Consider the following 18,144-nt stretch of genomic DNA (forward strand, 5'->3'; position numbering starts at 1 on the left):
AGGACTGCCCATGAGCCCTATTTCCTCCTACATCGCCTTATTCAGCCGTGTCCTCCCTCTCTCAATCTCCGTCACAACCACCGGCCGATGTCGTCGGTGCTCCGGTCGCTCAATACCGACTCCCATTGGTCGGCGTCCCACACCTCGCCCCGGTTGAAGACGCCGACCAGCACAACGTTCTTGTCCAAGCCCAGCACCTCGCGCTTGGAGGTCGGGAGACTCAATCGGCCCTGGACATCGACGGTCACCGGTTCGAGGCTGGAGGAGAATCGGCGGAACTCATCGCCGGTGGCTTCTCCAGCCCGAACGGCGGCTTCGAGCCGCTCCAGCGCGCTGCGGGCTTCATCGGTGGTCCATATGCCGAGGCACTGGTTGTAGATGGCCACGTATGCCCCTTCGGCCAGCACCGAGCGAAAGGCCGACGGCAGCGAGAGCCGGCCCTTGTCATCCAGGGAACGCGTGTGCTCACCGGTGAGCACGACTTCCCCTAATGGGCCCCGAGTATTTCCCCTTATCTCCCATTTCGCCCCACCTTATCCCCTATAGCCCCACCAAAGCAACCCAACTCTGGGTTTTTGAGAAGGGCCGCGCCACCGAGGGCTACGGGGACGGGCCGGTACCTCGAGGACTGGTCGACGAAACTAGGCGTTTATCTAGGAAGGGAGCTCAAGAAAGCCGTGTTGATGTCATCACGTTGGGCATCAACGGCGAAGGCTGCACCTGATAAGGCCTCTCGAAAATCATCGATCTGATCGGCCGGTATTGCCAGGCGGGCGGCTAGCTCTTCAGGATCCCAGCGGCGATACACCAGGGTCTGAAACCGGGCCGTATTCCGGGCGCGGCGCTGAGTGATGCCGACCACTTTGGCCTCGCCGACCAGTACTTCTCCGGGGCCTTTGCTGGCGAAGCAAGCCAGTCGACCCCATGGGCCAGGGTCATAGCGATCCAGGACCACTCCGGCTGGGACCTCCAGCGAGGCCAGAGCGACCCGCCAGGCTTGTCCCAGCCACAGGGGCGCCCGATTCACGTCGTCATCCCAAAGAGGGTCGTTCCGGCTGATCACCACATCGATCCACACCGAGTCGCCAGGTGTCACCAACACCGCGCCCCCACCGCTGCGGCGCCGCACTATTCCGGTTCCATCGGTGATTTCGCCCGCAGCGATCTTCTCGGATTGGGCCGAGCCCAGCACCAGCGCAGCGTCGTGGGGCGACATGAGCCACACTTCCCTATCGGAGTCGGGATCGGGGCTGAGTTGGTGCAACTCGCCCACTGTCCCGCTCAAATGACGGGATTTCCACCCGCCCTCGATGGCCGAGGAGTCGTTCACCGCCTCATGTCGCCTGACATCTAGCGACGGGCTCAGGCAGTTTGGGCGACGGACTCGGCCGTGGGGTCTAGGTAGGGCAGCCAGTCGGAGGGCACGTGGCCCACAGCAGAGGCCACCCAGGCCGACCGGGGCGGTTCGGCTGGCGGACGCATCAGCCGCATGGGGGTCTCCGACAGCAACCGATCCCGCTTGGCCATGTTGCAGTGGCGGCAGGCCGCCACAACATTCTCCCAGGAGTGGGTTCCTCCCCGGCTTCGAGGCCGGACGTGGTCGATGGAGTCGGCGTGGCGTCCGCAGTACTGGCAGCGGTATCCGTCGCGGGCAAAGACTCCCCGGCGGCTGAGTCCGCCGGTGCGGAAGAACGGCACCTTGACGTAGTAGCGCAGCCGAACCACCGACGGCACGGGCAGGTCGAGCCGCTCGGAGCGGATCCGCTGGCCGGACTCCAACACGACCTCGGCCTTCTCGGTCATCACCAAAACGAGGGCGCGCCGGGGAGATACCACGCTCAGCGGTTCAAAGGATGCGTTCAGCACCAGCGCCCGGCTCATGAGGGAAACCATAGTGAACCCGCCGAGGTCCATCGCGCGGTTTACTGAGAACACTCCCCCGCTTTGACCGCCCGTAAGGGGCGATTCAATGCGGGTTTACCTCGTGGCCTGCTCCCAAGATCTGCACCATCTTAGGTAGGTCACCAGGTCATCGGTCTGGGGCTGAGCCTGGGCATCGCCGTACATGGTGACCATCCGTAACTTCATATATGCCGGATCGGGCAAGAGCCTCAGGCGACATCCCAGCCGCACTGCGGTCGTCCAAAGGCTGGGATGTACGAGCAGCCTGGCCAGCGATCGAGCCACTTCTCCAGGCTACGCGTTGTGATGAGAGATCGGTACGATGGGCAGATGGGAACACTTGCCGTCACCGGCGACCACGACGCCGACCAACTCCTCATCGATGATCCGTTCGCCCTGCTGCTGGCCATGATGCTCGACCAGCAGGTGCCCATGGAATGGGCGTTCAAGTCGCCTCTGCGGTTGAAGGAGCGAATCCCCGACGATTTCTCCGCTGAGCGGCTCGCCGTGCTCGATCCCGAGAAGGCCGAGGCAGCGTTCAAGGAGAAGCCCGCATTGCACCGGTTCCCCGGATCGATGGCCAAGCGGGCCCAAGACCTGGCCCGCCATATCGTGGACCACTACGACGGCGACGCCGCCCGAGTCTGGACCGAGGCCGCTACCGGCAAAGACCTCCTCAAGCGGCTCAAGGACCTGCCCGGTTACGGCGATGAGAAGGCCAAGATCTTCCTTGCCGTGCTAGCCAAGCGCTTCGACGTGACCCCCGAGGGCTGGGAAGCCGCCGCCGGCCCCTTCTCCGACCCAACCCCCCGCACCGTCGCCGACATCGACAGCCCCGAAGCCCTCGCCCAAGTAAGAGCCTGGAAGAAAGCCCAAAAGGCCAAAGGCAAAACCAAGCAAGACTGACCGTAACCGGCTGATTCAGTACGGTTACCCCCGCATGACCAACCCAGCCGACATCCCACCCCCACTCCCCTGGGACCAGCGCGCTCCAGGAGTCGATGCCATGCCTGGGGGGTATACAGGCTACCTCCATTCACTTCGTCAAATCTGTGAACATGTCCTCAGCGAACGCCCTTCACCTCCAGACTTGGCCAACTGGATTCGGAGGCAGTTTGAACTCAGTAGTGGAAGCGCCAAAGCTCGAGTGGCTTTTCTGCGGAAAGCAGGGGTTCTTGAGTCAGCTACCGACCAACTTCGTCTAAACGAATATTCGAGCCGCTGGCATTTGAGTTCGGACGACGGAATTCTTATCGGGCTACTGCACAGTCGACTCCAGTTTTTCGGCGAATTGCTCGCAGAGTTGAGTGAAGAGCCCAGATCTCTCGAAGAGTTGCGCTTGGGTTTGACGCCGAGAAGCTTGGCGGCAGCGGCAAGACCGATGTTCTTGTCAAGGCACCGCTGGGCAGGGACGATTCCTATTCGGTGACCATCGATGCCAAAACAGTCGGCTCTGGCTCACTGGGCGATCACCAGGTGGACTGGGACACCCTTGCAGACCACCGCAAACAACACAACGCTGACTACTCGATGCTCGTGGGACCGAGCCCGTCTGGTAAACGCCTGATGGACCGGGCGGCGAATAGGACAGTAGCTGTGCTTTCCACTGAGCAACTTGCTGGCCTGTGCATCCAGCACGCCGACGCGCCACTGGGCCTTGAGAACTACCGGGTGCTTTTCGACACAGGCGGTGCTGTCGACATGGCCCCGATTGAGATTGCTGCCCGAGACATGGCCCGGACTCGGGACCTCGCAGCAGAGCTCTGTGCGAAGTTGGCTGAGAGGACCGGCGCATTCGGATCGCTCACCGCCTCGCAACTGATGGTGATGCTCGATCAGCCCGATAAGCCCAGCTCAGCGCAGGAGATCCAACGAGTTCTGGACACCTTGGCCAGTCCACTAGTTGGCGCAATCCAAGGCACCGCTGACAAGGGTTATGTATTGGCTACAGCGCCGAGAGTTATGAAGCTACGGCTCCAACAACTCGGAGACTTGCTGGCTGCCCACTAGGCGCTCGTATACCGCAGGAGCTTCCATTGCGGGTGGACACGGTATTCAGCTCAGGAGTACCGGCTGGAGATTGGCTGGCAGCAAGTTGCTGATTCCTGTTTCGGGGAATGGGTCGGTTTCCTGGGAGGGCTTGTCGGGTTTGGATTGCCACGGTCGCAGATCGGCGTAGGGCTTCGGCGGGGGTCTGAGTTCGTAGGTGCCGTCGCTTCGCCGGTGTACTTCCCAGCCGTCGTCGTGGATGTTGTGGTGGCAGCTTGTGCACACCAGCACGAGGTTGTCGATGTCGGTGCGGCCGCCCTTGAACCACTCTTGGATGTGGTGGGCTTCGCACCAGACTGCTGATCGCCCACATCCGACGCAGTGTTTGTCTCGGACGATGAGCGCGGCCCGCTGGGCTTCGGTTGCCAGGCGGTGCGTGCGCCCCATCCAGAGTTCCTGGTTCTTGGTGTTGAACACGCAGGGCAGGACGTCGGCGTTGCAGGCCAACCGCAGCGCCTCACCTATGGGCAGCAGGTCGCCGTCGGGCAGTCGCACATCCGAGATCTGGTTGTTGATCATGTCCCACTGTGCGGTCAAGATCAGCGTGGTGCCCTGGGGCTTGCGGTCGCCGGTGTCGGCGCAGACCAGATTCTCCAGTGCGTCGGCCAAGCGCTGGTCGAATGTTGCCTGATCGGCGCTGTTGTCGTCGGTGCGCAGTCGGCGTTCCTCGGCGGCCAGCGCGGCCTCGATCCTGTTCCCGGCCTGCGGGTCGAACCAGCCGTTCAGGTTGAACATCCCATCCTCAGGCGACTTGAAAACGCGCAACGTGCGGCGCTCCCGCTGCTTCTCATACAGCGACTTGCCGTCGTCGCCCGACTGCTCGTGCTGGTGGTCGCGCAACGTTCGGGAGAAGCTGCCGAAGTCCTGGCGGCGAGCCGCCTCCACCAGCACCGTCTCGTCGATCGGCCCCTGGGAAGCGGCCTTGGCGATCTGCTTGGCGTGACCGGCGGGAATCTCCCCGGCCCCCAAAGCTTCAAGTGTCTCGGGAACCTGCAAGAACTGGGAGGCGGTCTCCACCTCACGGCGGGCCTGCTGCTTGGAAGCCTGAAGCTCATCCAAAGCCACCCGCCGGGCCAAACCCTCGCCGCCCCGGCTCGCGTACTCAGCCAGCGCGGCCGTCTTCATCGCCGCCAGCCGGGACTCGGACTTCTTGATCAAACCCAGCCTCGCCCGTAGCTCCGACAGCGACAGGCCAGCCACATCAACCACCTCCGGCCACACCGGCCCGGGTGACTCCTGATCAGCCCGTTCCCCCTGATCACAGGGCCTAAACTCCATACATACAAGTCTATTGACGCCAGTGACAGCTTCTCCTCGGGCCAACTCCAACTGGACGCGTCTCACAGTATGGTTCAACCAGCACCAAGATCTGTGACGGCGGTGTGATGCTGAATGGAGCAAGATCGATTGGCCAACCTGAATCAAGGAGACCGTCCACCCAGTTCAGTTGAAGCAGTGGTCTGGGACCTCGACGACACTCTCATTGTCGAGCGGCCCGCCGCCGAAGCAGCGGTGGCCGCGACATGCCAGCAGGCCGCCATCGTGCTCGGCGGCGACCCGAATCAACTCGAGCAAGATGTCTTCGACGAGGCCCAGTCCCAATGGTGGAGCCTGCCCACCATCGTCGCTGGCGAGATCGGCATCGCCAAACCCAACCGCTCTCCCCGAAGGCCAATACAGTGTCATTTCCACCCTCCATGAAGTTCAGCAGTACCTATCGACCGGGCCAGATCGAAGTACTTGACCACCGCGGACGTTGCGCAAATTTCGAAGGGATGCACTTCCGGCTCTATGTCTACAATATGTAGACTGCTCTTATGAAGACCACCACGATCCGCGTGGACACAAGTACTCACGCTCGACTGCTTGAGTTGAGCCGCGATGCCGAAACCTCCCTTGTCGCCACAGTTCGAGACGCCGCTGAGGCTCTTTGGCGGCAGCGGTTCGCTCGCGAAGTGATGAGGCAGCTCAACGAGTTGCGTCAAGATCCCGAAGCCTGGCAGGAGTACCTGGCTGAGGCTGAAGAGACCTACGTCGCCGATGGCATCGGTTGACGAGCTATGTCTGATTGACTTCGGAGAGCGCCATCCAGGAGAGCCGGGGTCCATTCGACCAGCTCTCGTCATTGGGCCATCCCCTATCTTCAGCCAACCGGACCAATCAGATATCGAGCTTCCCTTCATAGTCGTCGTGCCGCTGACAACCACCTACCGCGGCCTGCCGTTTCATGTTGAACTGGAAGCCACCCAATTCAACGGCCTTTCTGAGGCCAGCTTCGTTCAATGCGAACTCATCCGGTCAGTAAATCGCAAGCGCCTTATCCATCGCTTGGGAATCCTGGAGCCCGACCCAAGTCACCAAGTGGCCGCGGTGATCAAGACGCTCTTGAACTACTAGCCCACGTAGCCCCTCAGGGGATGAGGGTGATTTGGGAGTCGAGCCAGCCTAGGAGGATGGCGATGCAGCGAGGGTCGGAGTGGAGGCGGTGGCCGGCACCGCTGATGATGCGCATACCGGCATCACCGTGGGCGTCGGCGATAACTCGGGCGTCGAGGGGCGACACTTCCCGGTCGTCGGAGCCGTGCAGCACCAGCATTGGCCGGGGAGCGATTTCAGCAGCGCACCGGTCAATTCGGATCGACCCGACAGCCTTGGCCCAAGAATCGACCGAAGCGGGGTAGTCGGGAGTGGAGATGATTCCCAGCGAGCGGGAGTACTCCACTACCCCGGAGGCATCCAGGCCCCAATGGGCGAAGTCCACCGGCGCTCCCATGGTGGCCACTCCTCGCACCCGGAGGTCTTCTTGGGCTACATGGGCCGCGAGCGCGCCGCCGATGCCGAATCCCGCCAGCCGAACCCCTTCAATCTCCTCGAGTCCGTCGAGGTGGTCCACTGCACTGCGGACGTCGTCGGTCCATCCGTCCAGGGAGAAATCCCCCTCGCTGTCACCGCAGCCGCGATAGTTGAGCACTAGCGCAATCCACTCCATGTTTTGTGCTATTCGATCAGCCAGGGGGTAGAGCCGGTCGGCGGCCCTCTTGCCACCGTTGGCCGCCGATGGAAATGCGGGGCACAGCACCACACCGGGCAGCGCCCTCATCCGCCGGCTCCCCGGCAGCGCCAAGTACCCGGCAAGCTTGAGGCCGTCGGAAGTCTGCCAGTGAATCACACCGACCGAGGCTGATAACCGCGGTTTCGGGCTTCAGCTAATGAGTCAGGTCCGAACACCAAGTACTGCTCCGACGCCACCAGCTCCTCGATGACCGACTCGTCGCTCACCTCATCCAGGTCGTACACCACTTGGGACCGCTTGTCCCCCACGTACCGGAAGCCTTCCAACGACCGAGGCCTGTCCATTGCCTAACCGTACCCTTCCGCTACTCGGATTCCTCGGCTGGAGGACCGAGGGCACCGATCGCCTTCAGGTATTGGCTCTCGAGGTCGAGCACCACAACCACGTCGAGGGCGTCGATGTCCCGATCTGACTCCGAGGCCTTGGCCAGCACATAGTCCACCGAGTCGTCGTCGCTGGTGACGACCTTCTCCTCCCGGCCTTCCGCTTCAGTGGCCGTCACATCCCCCCGACCGTAGGTGGCCGATCCCCGCAACCGCAGGTGGTCCAGCCGCCAAAGCAAGATCTCCTGCACGTCGTCGTAGCTCAACTTGGCCGAGAGGGCGTCAGGCAGGCGCTCGGCCACAAAGTCCACCGCCTCGAACAGGTCGTACACCGCTCGAGCCCGGGTGTGGGACAAACGAGATGACACCCGCATCACCGCATAGGCGGCCAGCCCGACCACCAAGACCGCGGCGAGGACGATTAGGAGCGTCAGATGCCGATGCGCTGAGCGAGTAGCTCGCGGTGGTACGTGGGATCGCCGAACAGCAGCTCCGACGACTTGGCCCGCTTGAAATAGAGGTGGGCGGGATGCTCCCAGGTGAAGCCGATCCCCCCGTGGATCTGAATGTTCTCCGCCGAAGCGTGGAAGTAGGCCTCCGAGCAGTAGGCCTTGGCCAGGCTGGCCACCGATGGGAGCTCGTCGTTCAGCTCCGAGGCGCACCAGCCGGCGTAGTAGGCAGCCGACTTGGCTGACTCCACTTCCAGCAGCATGTCGGCGCACTTGTGCTTGATGGCCTGGAACGACCCGATGGGCCGGCCGAACTGCACCCGGTCTTTGGCGTACTGAACCGACATGTCCAAGCACATTTGGGCCCCGCCCACCTGCTCGGCGGCCAGGGCCACCGCCGCCAGGTCGAGCACCCGCTCCAGCACGGCCCAGCCCCCGCCTTCGGCACCGATCAGCGTGACCGGGGTGTTGTCGAAGTCCAGGCGGGCCTGCTTGCGGGTCTGGTCCATGGTGGACAGTGCGGTGCTGGTCAAGCCGTCTGCGTCGCTGGGACACCAGAACAGGCTCACCCCACCGGCGGTGCGGGCGGCCACCAGCACCACATCGGCGGTATGGCCGTCGATCACGAACATCTTGGTGCCGCTGATGCGCCAGCCGTCGCCGTCGGCAGCGGCCTCCACTGTGATGCCCGACTCGTCCCAGCGGCCGTTCTCCTCGGTGAACGCCAGCGCGGCCACCGTCTCCCCGCCGGCGATTCCGGGCAGAAGGGCGGCCTTGGCCTCCTCGTCGCCGCTGTGGATGAGGGCGTTGGCGGCCAGCACAACGCTGGAAAAGAACGGGGCGCACAGCAGGGCCCGGCCCATCTCCTCCAGCACCACGATCAGCTCGATATAGCTGAAGCCACTGCCCCCGTATTCCTCGGGGATGATGAGCCCCTGCAACCCAAGCTGCTCGGCCATCTGGTTCCACACGGCATCGTCGTAGCCCTTCTCGGTGTCCATCTGCTCTCGGACAGCCGATTCGGGGGATTTGTCCTCCAAGAACTGCCGGACAAAGCGTCGCAGCTCTTCTTGTTCCTCGCTGAAGGCAAAGTTCACGGCCTAGTTTCTACTAGACCACAACCCCGGTAGCCACGCCCGACCACTCTGCTCACCGATCGGTTCGCTGCCTCTACGTCAATGACCTGTCACTGACCCGCTAGATGGGGCACAATCGGAGTGTCAATCAGCATTCCCTGAGTCGGAGAGTGAGTAGCGCCGCTATGACCCTGCACTGGAAAGATACCCAGGCCGAGATCCACAAAGTGGTGGTGGGTCCGATGGACAACAACGTGTTCGTCGTCCGCTGCCGCGAAACCGGCGATGCAGTGCTGATCGACGCGGCCAACGAGCACGAGCGGCTGCTGGAGCTGTGCTCGTCGCTCGGGGTCCGCACCGTTCTGGAGACCCACGGGCACTGGGACCACATCCAGGCCATCCCCGCGGTGCGCGATGCCGGCTATGAGGTGGGGGTGACCGCCGAGGATGCCGCCATGCTCGGCTCCTACGACTACCTGCTGGAGGACGAGTCGGTGATCGAGGTTGGCCAGCTCCGGCTGCACTGCATCCACACGCCGGGCCACACCCCGGGATCGATGTCGTTCCGCCTGGAGGGCTCGCCCATCTTGTTCTCGGGCGACACCCTCTTTCCCGGCGGACCCGGCGCCACTGGCTTCGAGGGCGGCGACTTCGACACCATCATCGAGTCAATTGAGCAGCGGATGTTCTCCCCGCTCCCCGCCGACACCGTGGTGCTGCCCGGCCACGGCGATCAGACCACCATCGGCACCGAGACTCCCCATCTCCAAGAGTGGATCGACCGGGGCTGGTAGGCGTATTCGTCGGTGCGCCATACCGCTTTCCAGTGATAGGGATCACAGGCCCTCCGACGTAGACTGATCTGGTGAGCCCGCCCGAGGCCCCGCTCTTCGAGGTCGAGAACCTGCACGTCGCCACGGCTGAAGACGGCATCCCGATCCTGTCGGGCATTGATCTCACCATTCGAGCGGGTGAGGTACACGCCCTCATGGGGCCCAACGGCTCGGGCAAGTCAACCCTGGCCAGCGCGCTGTTGGCCAGCCCGGAGTACGAGGTGACCGGGGGACGGATCTGCTTCAAAGGCGACGACATCACCGACTGGCCCGCCGACGTTCGGGGCAAGGCCGGGCTGTTTCTGGCCTTCCAATACCCCCAGGAGTTCCCTGGCGTGTCGGTGATGAACTTCCTGCGTCAGGCCTTGTCGGCTCGCAAGGGCATCGACTTGTCGGTGCTGGAACTGCGTCTGGCCGTGATGGAGTGGATGGAGCGGTTTGACATGGACCCGTCATTCGCCGACCGCTACCTCAACGACGGGTTCTCCGGGGGCGAGAAGAAGCGCAACGAGGTGCTTCAACTGGCCATCTTGGAACCGGAAATGGCCATCTTGGACGAGACCGACTCCGGCTTGGACATCGACGCGCTGAAGATCGTGGCCAGCGGGGTGCAGGAAGTGATGACCTCCCGGTCGGAGATGGGGGTGCTGGCCATCACCCACTTCCGGCGACTGCTCGACCATTTGGCCCCCAACCACGTCCATATCCTGATGAACGGCAAGATCGCGGCCAGCGGCGGCTTCGAGTTGGCCGCTCAGCTGGACGCTGAGGGGTACGAGGCATGGCGCTAGACCCAGGGGCCATCCGGGCCGACTTCCCCATCATGTGCCGGCAGGTACACGGCCGTCCTCTGGTGTATCTCGACTCGGCTGCCACCTCTCATAAGCCCAGGCCGGTGATCGACGCGGTTACCGACTACTACGAGCGCTTCAACTCCAACGTCCACCGGGGCTCCTACCAACTGGCGGTGGAAGCCACCGAGGCGCTGGAGCAGGCCCGGGCCAAGGTCGCCCAGTTCATCGGGGCCTCTCAGGACTCAGAGATCATCTTCGCCAAGAACGCCACCGAGGCCATCAACCTGGTGGCCCGAGCCTGGGGTCGGGCCAATCTGGGTCCGGGCGATCCGGTGGTGATCACCGAGTTGGAGCACCACGCCAACATCGTCCCCTGGCACATGCTGACCGCCGAGCAGGGCATCGATCTGCGCTGGATCCCCATCCGCAGCGATGGACATCTCGACTTGACCGACCTCGACCGGCTGCTTGACGGCGCCCGGCTGCTGAGCGTGGCCGCGGTGTCCAATGTGCTGGGCACCATCAATCCCATCCGGCAGCTGGCCGACGCCGCCCACGAAGCCGGTGCCTTGATGATGGTGGACGCCAGCCAGTACACCCCCCATCTGCCCACCGATGTGATGGAGATGGGGGCCGACTTTGTGGCCTTCACCGGGCACAAGATGTGCGGCCCAACGGGAATCGGGGTGCTGTGGGCCAAGTCTGAGCTGCTGGAGGCCATGCCGCCGTTCCTGGGCGGGGGCGAGATGATCCTCAACGTGACCAAGGAGGGCTTCAGCACCGCTGCGGTGCCGTGGAAGTTCGAGGCCGGAACTCCGCCCATCGCCGAGGCGGTCGGGCTGGGAGCGGCGGTGGACTATCTTAATGGGCTGGGAATGGAGCAGGTTCGAGAGCACGAGGTGGCCCTCACCGGCTATGCGCTGCGCACCTTGAACCAGCGCTACGGCGACGACATCACCATCCACGGGCCAACCGAGCCGGCTGAGCGGGGCGGGGTGCTTTCGTTTGAGTACAAGGGGATCCATCCCCACGATGTGGCCCAGGTGCTGGACCGATCGGCGGTGTGCGTGCGGGCCGGCCACCACTGCGCCAAGCCGCTGATGCGGGTGCTGGGCTGCGCCGCCACCAGCCGGGCCTCGATGTACGTGTACAACGACGAGTCCGACGTGGATGCCCTGGCCGATGCCCTGGCCGATGCCGACGCCTTCTTCATTGAGTGAAGTCGCGGTCGGCAGAATGACTGCATATCTTCGGGCATTCACCCGTAGACTGTTGAACCGTCGCCATGCCTGATCTTGAAGACCTCTATCGCGAGATCATCCTTGATCACTATCGCAATCCCCGCAATCGGGGTGAGCTGGACACCCCGCCCGCCGTCCGGGCCGAGGGCTTCAATCCTCTGTGCGGCGACGAGGTCATCATCTACGTGCGCTTGGCCAACGGGGTGGTCGACGACATCAAGTTCGGAGGCCAGGGCTGCTCCATCAGCCAGGCCTCGTCGTCGATGATGTCGGCCATCGTCAAGGGCCGCACCACCGAGGAACTGCACCAACTCAACCGGGCCTTCAAGTCCATGATGTCCATCGAGCCCGACCCCGACGATCCCGCGCCGATCAACGGCAACGGCGCCGATATCAAGCTCGGCGATCTGGAAGCCCTCAAGGGCGTGGTCAAGTTCCCCGTCCGCATCAAGTGCGCCACTCTGTCGTGGCACACCCTCACCCAAGCCGTCGAAGAAGCCCAAGCCACCGCCTGATATCGCCCGCGAGCAGGGCGCGGCCGAAGCAGGCGAGGTTGGGGCTTGGCTGGAGCGGGTGCTTGATTCCTGTGAAGTCCTGGCTGTTGACGCGGCCGCATTTCGCGAATGGGCCCAACTGATGCATCGGCAAGCCGACAAGCTGCTACAAGATGCCCTGATCGCCGCCGTCGCCATCGTCCACCGGCTCACCGTGGCCGCTCGAAGCACCCGCGGCTTCGATCACCTCAATGTGCCTGCGCTCAACTCTTTCGCCTGGTCTGCGACGACATAGGCGCCCGCTTGGCCATGGGAATTGGAAACTTGCCGGGGGGGGGGGGGGGTATCGTCGCCCCCCATAATCTTGGATTCCACATGGGTGAAACGCCGAAGCCGGACAGCGGCGCTGCTGGCTGCCGCCGCAGTGTGCCTGGCGGCGCAGACACTGGCAGCACCGATAGCGGGCGCGCAAACCAGCCCAGAAGACAGCCCCGAAGCCGAACAGGTGCAAGCCCGCGACCGGCTGATCGCCAACCAAGAAACACTGCTGAACACATACCGCTGCCGGTTCGACATCGACACCCACATCGTGCCCGGCGGCTGCACCAACAACACCCCCGCACAAGACCCCCAACCCCCAACACCGTTCCAAGGCAACCCGACCGAAACCGACATACAAACCCGCGACCAACTAATCGCCAACCAAGAAACACTGCTGAACACATACCGCTGCCAGTTCGACATCGACACCCACATCGTGCCCGGCCGCTGCACCAACAACACCCCACCAACCGAACCAACCACGAGCCCAACCGAACCAGCCCCAGCCAGCCAATTCACCCAGATCACCAGCCTCGGCGGCGGTATATGCGGGCTGCGGGCCGACCAAACCCTCGCCTGCTGGAACTGGGAAACGCAGCAGGATGACCAGGGCAACCGGCACAGAGTCTTGGTCGAGCAGGATGTGCCCACCGGGCAATTCACCCATATCGCCAACTACGACACCGGCAGGAACTTTGTGTGTGGGTTGCGGGCCGACCAGACCCTCGCCTGCTGGAACTGGGAAACGCAGCAGGATGACCAGGGCAACCGGCACAGAGTCTTGGTCGAGCAGGATGTGCCCACCGGGCAATTCACCCATATCGCCCAGATCGCCGATAGAGACCTCATTATGTGTGGGTTGCGGGCCGACCAAACCCTCACCTGCTGGGCACTGACATACCTGGGGCCAGATTGGGACGTCATCTGGGTCGAGTTGGACACGCCGGCCGGGCAATTCACCCAGATCCCCCAGATCGCCGACCTAGGTGGCGTTGTGTGTGGGTTGCGGGCTGACCAAACCCTCACCTGCTGGGACTGGAAACACCGCAGAGATATCGATGGCAACGATCTGGGCTGGATCTTGGCCCAGCAGGACGGGCCCGCCGGGCAATTCACCCATTTCGCCGCCCAACTCGGCGGCGCTATGTGCGGGTTGCGGGCCGACCAAACCCTCGCCTGCTGGGACTGGGAACTGTCACGGGACCACAACTGGGTCTTTGTCGAGCGGGACACGCCCACCGGGCAATTCACCCAGATCCCCGAGCAGTTCACCCAGATCCCTCAGACCGCTGAATTCAATTTCGCTGGGTGTAGGATACAGGCCGACCAGACCCTCACCTGCTGGAACTGGGAAAACGCGGTAGCTATCCAGGGCAGGGAGCACAACCCGGTCAGGGTCGAGTTGGATGGGCCCGCCGGGCAGTTCACCCAGATCGCCGGCTTCACCGAGATCGGCGGCTTCGACGGCGCTATGTGCGGGTTGCGGGCCGACCAGACCATCGCCTGCTGGAACTGGGCAGTGCAGTGGGATGACCAGGAGGGCACCGGGCACTACACCTTGGTCGAGTTGGATCTGCCCGTTCAGCAGTGATCCCGGTGGAGCCCGCTCGAAGGCCGCTCCCCCCACCGCTCAAGACTCAAACAACCCTAGACGGCGAACCCCGCCCACTGGCCGCGCATTCCCCACCCAGCCCGCCGTTGGCCCGGACCAGGCTTCATGCCCATGGACATTCCCAACCAGCACCCCGCAGGACCGCCACCCCAAACACCAAAACCAGCCGGCTAAACCAAAACCCCACATCCGCGACCTGTGGAGGACCCCGATGACGAGGGCCGTGGGCCAGCGAGAATCTAGGGCAAGGTCAAGGGCTCGCCGCCGGCGGCTATTGACGAGCAGCGTCAGCCCAGGCCCACGGCCAAGATCGCGCCCCAGGTCGGCAACGACATGCCCAACATGGTGAACACCATCGTGCGGGTCTGTCTGGCGAACTGAAGCGCCATGTCTCCACGCAATTTGGTGAATTCGGCATCGACCTTGGCAAATTTGCCGTCCATCTCGGTGCGGATGTTGGCAAATTTGCCGTCCATCTCGGTGCGGATGTTGGCGAATCCGGCGTCCATCTCGGTGCGGAGACGTTCTTCGCTGGCCTCGATGGCCGCCTTGTTAGCCTCGATCTTGCCTTCCAAGACAGAGAGATCCTCTTTGGTAGCGAGTTTGTGCCAATCGAAGGGGGGAAGGCTCTCCATCAGAACTTCGGCCTCCTCCTCTCCCAGGACTTCGATCAGTCGGTTGCGCAGCGCCAGTCGCTTTTGTTCACTCGCAGGCATTTCCAGCCTCCTCGGATGTTCTTATCGCTAGAGGAGGACCAAAACCCATGTCCTCGAGTGGTTGCGGCCAACCCTACCGCTAACAGTTGTGTGTCACAATCACCGTCTTGCCCTTTGGGCTCGGCATCTGCTTGTCGGTTAGGGCAGCGGTCCCCGCAAGTCGCCCGATTAGGCGGTCTTAGACCAGGGCGTTGACGCGGCGGGCGAATTCGAGATCTAGCTCAGTGAGGCCGCCGGCGGCGTGGTTGGTGATGGCGATCTCGACGGTGGACCAGACGTTGGACCACTCGGGATGGTGAAACAGCCGCTCGGAGATCAATGCCACCCGGGACATGAAGCCGAAGGCCTCAGAGAAGTCGGAGAAATTGAAGGTGGCGGCGAGCTTGTCGCCTTGGCGCTCCCAACCGGGAAGGTCGGCCAAGGCAGCCGAAATCTCCTCGTCGCTCAGCAGTCTCTTGGCATCAGCGTCTACGGCCATGGGTCTCCTCCCCCTCCGAATTCTAAGTGTGAGTGGATCTCTACCGGTGATTCGGCCCGAGTGTCGATCCAGGGATCGTAACCAGTCTCCTCCAGCTGGGCAGCCAACTCTGGGCCTCCAGTCTCGGCGATAGCACCATCGATGAGGATGTGGACCACGTCGGCATGAAGCACAGTCAGCAGTCGGCTGAAGTGCGTAATGGCCAGCACCCCGAGATTGTCCTCATGGGTGGCCTGTTCGATGCGATGGCTCACCGCGGCCAGCGCATCCACGTCGAGGCCGCTGTCGAGCTCGTCCAAGATGGCGATGCGGGGACGGAGCACACCGAGCTGCACCGCCTCGCTCCGCTTCATCTCTCCTCCGGACAGGTCGACATTTAGCGAGCGGTACAAGAGATCAAGGTCGAAGCCAACCAACTCAGCCTCGGCCACCACCTGGGCCTCCACCGCGCTGCGATCTCCCTCGGTAGCGGCCACTGCCTCTTCCAGCATGACTTCCAAACCCACACCCGGCACCTCGGTGGGATACTGCTGGGTGGAGAACAGTCCGGCATGGGCCCGCTCCCACGGGGAGAGATCCACGAGATCGACATCGTTCAGGGTGATCGAGCCCGCGGTGATCTCATAGCCGGGACGGCCCATGATGGCGTAGGCCAAAGTCGACTTGCCCGAGCCGTTGGGTCCCATCACGGCGTGGACTTCGCCCGACGCCACTCGGAGGTCTACCCCATTGAGCACCATCTGCCCGCCGACCCTGACATGAAGGTCTGAGACGACCAGCTTGCTCTTGGCTGTTTCTTTATTCGACCTACTCATCGTGGCCCACCTCCAGCCAGACCTGGCCGTCATCCACGCCCACGTCGTAGATCGGGACCGGCCGAGTGGCGGGCAGAGTCTCGGCCTCGCCGGTTTCCAACGAGAACAGGCTGCCGTGCTTCCAGCACTCGATGGTGCCCTCCTCGGGATCCACCTCACCCTCCGCTAGCGAATAGTCAGCATGGCTGCATATGTCGCCCAAGGCGTAGAGATCATCTCCCAAGCGGATGACTGCAACCTTGTGGACCAGGCTGCTGACCTCGACGTCGAACCGTCGAGCCTCCCCGTCCTCTAGCTCGTCCAGGGGGCACAGCGTGATCCTCGTGATCCCCTCAGCGCTCACAATCCGCTCCCGTTGCCCACATGATGATGGCTCAACCCCGCGATCTTGGCCTGAAGCCGAGCGCGCACCGCCGGCACCGCCCCTGCAACGGGGAACTGATCCAGCACCTCGTCAAAGAACCCAGTGACGATGAGGCGTTCGGCGGTCTCGGTGGGCACTCCCCGGCTTTCCAAGTAGAACAGCTGCTCGCCGTCGATGGGTCCCACCGCGGAGGCGTGGCTACAGTGGACCTCGTTGTTCTCGATCTCCAGGTTGGGCACCGACTCAGCCCAGGCGTCTTCCGACAGCTTGATGTTCCGGTTGGTCTGGTAGGCGTTGGTGCCCCGAGCGTCGGGCCGCACCCGAATGAGACCGGTGTACACCGACCGGGAGGCGTCGTCCACCGCCCCCTTGAACAGCAGGCTGCTGGTGGTATCCGGAGCGGCATGATCCTGGAAAGTGCGGAAATCCAGCGTCTGCTCGCCATCACCGAAATACAGCGAGATCAGATCGCCCGTCGCCCCCCGTCCCGATAAGTGGGTGTCCAGCCGCGTCCGGGCATATGCCCCGCCGAGCGCGGCGGTGGATGCCCTCAGGTGGGCCTGCGAGCCGATATGGCTGACCTGAGAGCCGATGTGCCACACCTTGGGCCCCAGATCCTGCACTGCCAGGTACCCCACCCGAGCGGCGGCGGCCGCCCTGATCTCGATGACCGGGCTCACGAACGCCGCTACGTCGGCCGAGCCGTACAGCTCCAACACCTCAATTGCAGAGTCAGCCCCCGCGTCCACGATCAGCCGGGGAAACACTGCTCCCCCATCGGCGTCAAGCCAATGGCGCACAATGATCGGACCCTCCACGCTCGCCCCTGGCGGCACCCGAATCAGCAAAGGCTCGACGGCGAAGGCCGCGTTCATGAGGGCGAACAGGTCAACATCCACCGACGCGGCCAAGTCGGCGTCGCCATCGCCCAGCAGGCGGACCTCCACCCCCATGTCGGCGAGCTCCGGAGCCAACTCAACTCCGCAGAGCCGGCCGTTGCTGGTATCGGCAACGGCGCAGTGGTCGGGAACCTCGGCTGTATACCGCTCACCGGGATCTGCCGCCAGCTGATAGCGGCCGAGGTCCAACTGGCCAATCGGCGTATACCGCCACACCTCCTCTTCCACCGAGGGCATAGGCGCAGCAGCCACCTGCTCGGCGGCGGCGACTCGTCGGCGCACCAGCCAGTCGGGGCCGGGAATGGCTCCGGCCGCATCGGGGGTGAACTGGGTTTTGGTCACGTACGCCGACGGCGCTTTCGCCGCTTCGCCTTTCCGCCGCCGCCTGCTCTCAGCCGTCGCCGGGACTTCTCCTTCTCCAGTTCGGCCAGCACTCTGGGGCCTGCTTCATTCACGATGTCTTCGGCGGCGTCCAACAGGGCACCAACGCTCTCGTCGCTGCCCACGCTGGCCGGCGCCTCGGGAGTGGGCGGTGTGACCAAGGTTCCGTGGGACCAATTCACGTCCACCATGCGCCGCTCGTAGGCCGAGCAGTCGTCGGGACAGCGCCACGGAGCCTCAGGGGCCAAGTCTAAATCGCACTTCCGCACGGTCTCACCATTGGGGTACGACCGGCTCTCGAAGTACTTGCAATCCTGCCGCATG

General features: G+C 63.5%; 25 protein-coding genes. 11 read left to right on the top strand and 14 right to left on the bottom strand.

Annotation, left to right across the window (positions count from 1 at the left end):
• Window positions 1-71: 71 nt before the first annotated feature.
• From OXG30_04050 to OXG30_04060, 3 genes are all read right to left on the bottom strand, one after another.
• Window positions 72-479 carry a cell division/cell wall cluster transcriptional repressor MraZ gene (locus OXG30_04050; GenBank protein ID MCY4134070.1) on the bottom strand — a complete coding sequence of 136 codons (408 nt, stop codon included), beginning with the start codon at window positions 477-479 and terminating at the stop codon, window positions 72-74.
• A 170-nt stretch (window positions 480-649) separates the two neighbouring features.
• Window positions 650-1,330, bottom strand: coding sequence for a hypothetical protein (locus OXG30_04055; GenBank protein ID MCY4134071.1), 681 nt, complete (start codon window positions 1,328-1,330; stop codon window positions 650-652).
• A 32-nt stretch (window positions 1,331-1,362) separates the two neighbouring features.
• Window positions 1,363-1,881: an HNH endonuclease gene (locus OXG30_04060; GenBank protein ID MCY4134072.1), complete on the bottom strand. Its 519-nt coding sequence runs from the start codon at window positions 1,879-1,881 to the stop codon at window positions 1,363-1,365.
• A 351-nt stretch (window positions 1,882-2,232) separates the two neighbouring features.
• On the opposite strand from OXG30_04060, the gene OXG30_04065 reads away from it, so the two are divergent.
• Window positions 2,233-2,808, top strand: a complete 576-nt coding sequence (locus OXG30_04065; protein ID MCY4134073.1) for a Fe-S cluster assembly protein HesB — start codon at window positions 2,233-2,235, stop codon at window positions 2,806-2,808.
• Window positions 2,809-3,327: 519 nt separating this feature from the next.
• Complete coding sequence (locus tag OXG30_04070) at window positions 3,328-3,912, top strand: hypothetical protein (GenBank protein MCY4134074.1); 585 nt, start codon at window positions 3,328-3,330, stop codon at window positions 3,910-3,912.
• 45 nt (window positions 3,913-3,957) lie between these two features.
• On the opposite strand, the gene OXG30_04075 is transcribed toward OXG30_04070, so the two are convergent.
• Window positions 3,958-5,229, bottom strand: coding sequence for a DUF222 domain-containing protein (locus OXG30_04075; GenBank protein ID MCY4134075.1), 1,272 nt, complete (start codon window positions 5,227-5,229; stop codon window positions 3,958-3,960).
• Between the two features lie 114 nt (window positions 5,230-5,343).
• Here OXG30_04075 and OXG30_04080 point away from each other — a divergent pair, with 114 nt between their 5' ends.
• The 3 genes from OXG30_04080 (at window position 5,344) to OXG30_04090 (ending at window position 6,348) form a co-directional block, all read left to right on the top strand.
• Window positions 5,344-5,652 (top strand): hypothetical protein, encoded by a 309-nt coding sequence (locus OXG30_04080; GenBank protein ID MCY4134076.1) that lies wholly within the window; start codon window positions 5,344-5,346, stop codon window positions 5,650-5,652.
• A gap of 116 nt (window positions 5,653-5,768) precedes the next feature.
• A complete protein-coding gene (locus OXG30_04085) occupies window positions 5,769-6,005 on the top strand; it encodes a hypothetical protein (GenBank protein ID MCY4134077.1) in 237 nt (78 codons plus the stop codon).
• Window positions 5,992-6,348, top strand: a complete 357-nt coding sequence (locus OXG30_04090; GenBank protein MCY4134078.1) for a type II toxin-antitoxin system PemK/MazF family toxin — start codon at window positions 5,992-5,994, stop codon at window positions 6,346-6,348. Before OXG30_04085 ends, OXG30_04090 begins: the two co-directional genes overlap by 14 nt.
• A 13-nt stretch (window positions 6,349-6,361) precedes the next feature.
• Here the strand turns inward: OXG30_04090 and OXG30_04095 are convergent, their stop codons facing one another.
• From OXG30_04095 to OXG30_04110, 4 genes are read right to left on the bottom strand one after another with little or no spacing between them, the layout of a single operon-like run.
• Window positions 6,362-7,120, bottom strand: a complete 759-nt coding sequence (locus OXG30_04095) for a hypothetical protein (protein MCY4134079.1) — start codon at window positions 7,118-7,120, stop codon at window positions 6,362-6,364.
• Window positions 7,117-7,308, bottom strand: a complete 192-nt coding sequence (locus OXG30_04100) for a hypothetical protein (GenBank protein MCY4134080.1) — start codon at window positions 7,306-7,308, stop codon at window positions 7,117-7,119. Before OXG30_04100 ends, OXG30_04095 begins: the two co-directional genes overlap by 4 nt.
• Window positions 7,309-7,328: 20 nt before the next feature.
• The gene (locus tag OXG30_04105; GenBank protein ID MCY4134081.1) at window positions 7,329-7,748 is read right to left on the bottom strand and encodes a hypothetical protein; all 420 of its coding nucleotides are present in this window, start codon (window positions 7,746-7,748) and stop codon (window positions 7,329-7,331) included.
• A gap of 29 nt (window positions 7,749-7,777) precedes the next feature.
• Entirely contained in the window at window positions 7,778-8,893 is a 1,116-nt protein-coding gene (locus tag OXG30_04110) for an acyl-CoA/acyl-ACP dehydrogenase (protein MCY4134082.1), read from the bottom strand.
• Between the two features lie 164 nt (window positions 8,894-9,057).
• Between OXG30_04110 and OXG30_04115 the strand changes: the two genes are divergently transcribed.
• The 6 genes from OXG30_04115 to OXG30_04140 all read left to right on the top strand — a co-directional run bounded on the left by OXG30_04115 (window position 9,058) and on the right by OXG30_04140 (window position 14,146).
• Window positions 9,058-9,666, top strand: a complete 609-nt coding sequence (locus tag OXG30_04115) for an MBL fold metallo-hydrolase (protein ID MCY4134083.1) — start codon at window positions 9,058-9,060, stop codon at window positions 9,664-9,666.
• A gap of 71 nt (window positions 9,667-9,737) precedes the next feature.
• Window positions 9,738-10,496 carry a Fe-S cluster assembly ATPase SufC gene (gene sufC / locus OXG30_04120; GenBank protein MCY4134084.1) on the top strand — a complete coding sequence of 253 codons (759 nt, stop codon included), beginning with the start codon at window positions 9,738-9,740 and terminating at the stop codon, window positions 10,494-10,496.
• Window positions 10,487-11,719, top strand: a complete 1,233-nt coding sequence (locus OXG30_04125; GenBank protein ID MCY4134085.1) for a SufS family cysteine desulfurase — start codon at window positions 10,487-10,489, stop codon at window positions 11,717-11,719. Before sufC (OXG30_04120) ends, OXG30_04125 begins: the two co-directional genes overlap by 10 nt.
• A 65-nt stretch (window positions 11,720-11,784) precedes the next feature.
• Complete coding sequence (locus OXG30_04130; GenBank protein MCY4134086.1) at window positions 11,785-12,255, top strand: SUF system NifU family Fe-S cluster assembly protein; 471 nt, start codon at window positions 11,785-11,787, stop codon at window positions 12,253-12,255.
• Between the two features lies 1 nt (window position 12,256).
• Window positions 12,257-12,529: a PIN domain-containing protein gene (locus tag OXG30_04135; GenBank protein MCY4134087.1), complete on the top strand. Its 273-nt coding sequence runs from the start codon at window positions 12,257-12,259 to the stop codon at window positions 12,527-12,529.
• 84 nt (window positions 12,530-12,613) lie between these two features.
• Complete coding sequence (locus OXG30_04140) at window positions 12,614-14,146, top strand: hypothetical protein (protein ID MCY4134088.1); 1,533 nt, start codon at window positions 12,614-12,616, stop codon at window positions 14,144-14,146.
• Window positions 14,147-14,454: 308 nt separating this feature from the next.
• Here OXG30_04140 and OXG30_04145 read toward each other — a convergent pair whose 3' ends face one another.
• The 6 genes from OXG30_04145 to OXG30_04170 form a co-directional block, all read right to left on the bottom strand.
• Entirely contained in the window at window positions 14,455-14,883 is a 429-nt protein-coding gene (locus tag OXG30_04145; GenBank protein MCY4134089.1) for a hypothetical protein, read from the bottom strand.
• Between the two features lie 178 nt (window positions 14,884-15,061).
• Window positions 15,062-15,361, bottom strand: coding sequence for a 4a-hydroxytetrahydrobiopterin dehydratase (locus tag OXG30_04150; protein ID MCY4134090.1), 300 nt, complete (start codon window positions 15,359-15,361; stop codon window positions 15,062-15,064).
• Window positions 15,352-16,176: a Fe-S cluster assembly ATPase SufC gene (gene sufC / locus OXG30_04155; GenBank protein MCY4134091.1), complete on the bottom strand. Its 825-nt coding sequence runs from the start codon at window positions 16,174-16,176 to the stop codon at window positions 15,352-15,354. The genes OXG30_04150 and sufC (OXG30_04155) overlap by 10 nt, the downstream gene beginning before the upstream one ends.
• Window positions 16,169-16,519, bottom strand: coding sequence for a non-heme iron oxygenase ferredoxin subunit (locus OXG30_04160; protein MCY4134092.1), 351 nt, complete (start codon window positions 16,517-16,519; stop codon window positions 16,169-16,171). Before OXG30_04160 ends, sufC (OXG30_04155) begins: the two co-directional genes overlap by 8 nt.
• Entirely contained in the window at window positions 16,516-17,781 is a 1,266-nt protein-coding gene (gene sufD, locus OXG30_04165; GenBank protein ID MCY4134093.1) for a Fe-S cluster assembly protein SufD, read from the bottom strand. Before sufD ends, OXG30_04160 begins: the two co-directional genes overlap by 4 nt.
• Complete coding sequence (locus OXG30_04170; protein ID MCY4134094.1) at window positions 17,778-18,143, bottom strand: hypothetical protein; 366 nt, start codon at window positions 18,141-18,143, stop codon at window positions 17,778-17,780. Before OXG30_04170 ends, sufD begins: the two co-directional genes overlap by 4 nt.
• Window position 18,144: the final 1 nt, after the last annotated feature.

It is taken from the genome of bacterium (assembly GCA_026708015.1).
Lineage (GTDB): Bacteria > Actinomycetota > Acidimicrobiia > Acidimicrobiales > Bin134 > Poriferisocius.

Excerpts from the sequence above, each read along its gene's own strand:
- OXG30_04090 (MCY4134078.1), top strand. The coding sequence starts at position 5,992 with ATGGCATCGGTTGACGAGCTATGTCTGATTGACTTCGGAGAGCGCCAT.
- sufC (MCY4134091.1), bottom strand. The coding sequence starts at position 16,176 with ATGAGTAGGTCGAATAAAGAAACAGCCAAGAGCAAGCTGGTCGTCTCA.
- OXG30_04150 (MCY4134090.1), bottom strand. The coding sequence starts at position 15,361 with ATGGCCGTAGACGCTGATGCCAAGAGACTGCTGAGCGACGAGGAGATT.
- OXG30_04130 (MCY4134086.1), top strand. The coding sequence starts at position 11,785 with ATGCCTGATCTTGAAGACCTCTATCGCGAGATCATCCTTGATCACTAT.
- OXG30_04100 (MCY4134080.1), bottom strand. The coding sequence starts at position 7,308 with ATGGACAGGCCTCGGTCGTTGGAAGGCTTCCGGTACGTGGGGGACAAG.
- OXG30_04085 (MCY4134077.1), top strand. The coding sequence starts at position 5,769 with ATGAAGACCACCACGATCCGCGTGGACACAAGTACTCACGCTCGACTG.
- OXG30_04060 (MCY4134072.1), bottom strand. The coding sequence starts at position 1,881 with ATGAGCCGGGCGCTGGTGCTGAACGCATCCTTTGAACCGCTGAGCGTG.
- OXG30_04115 (MCY4134083.1), top strand. The coding sequence starts at position 9,058 with ATGACCCTGCACTGGAAAGATACCCAGGCCGAGATCCACAAAGTGGTG.
- OXG30_04065 (MCY4134073.1), top strand. The coding sequence starts at position 2,233 with ATGGGAACACTTGCCGTCACCGGCGACCACGACGCCGACCAACTCCTC.
- OXG30_04170 (MCY4134094.1), bottom strand. The coding sequence starts at position 18,143 with ATGCGGCAGGATTGCAAGTACTTCGAGAGCCGGTCGTACCCCAATGGT.
- OXG30_04075 (MCY4134075.1), bottom strand. The coding sequence starts at position 5,229 with ATGGAGTTTAGGCCCTGTGATCAGGGGGAACGGGCTGATCAGGAGTCA.
- OXG30_04125 (MCY4134085.1), top strand. The coding sequence starts at position 10,487 with ATGGCGCTAGACCCAGGGGCCATCCGGGCCGACTTCCCCATCATGTGC.
- OXG30_04145 (MCY4134089.1), bottom strand. The coding sequence starts at position 14,883 with ATGCCTGCGAGTGAACAAAAGCGACTGGCGCTGCGCAACCGACTGATC.
- OXG30_04080 (MCY4134076.1), top strand. The coding sequence starts at position 5,344 with ATGGAGCAAGATCGATTGGCCAACCTGAATCAAGGAGACCGTCCACCC.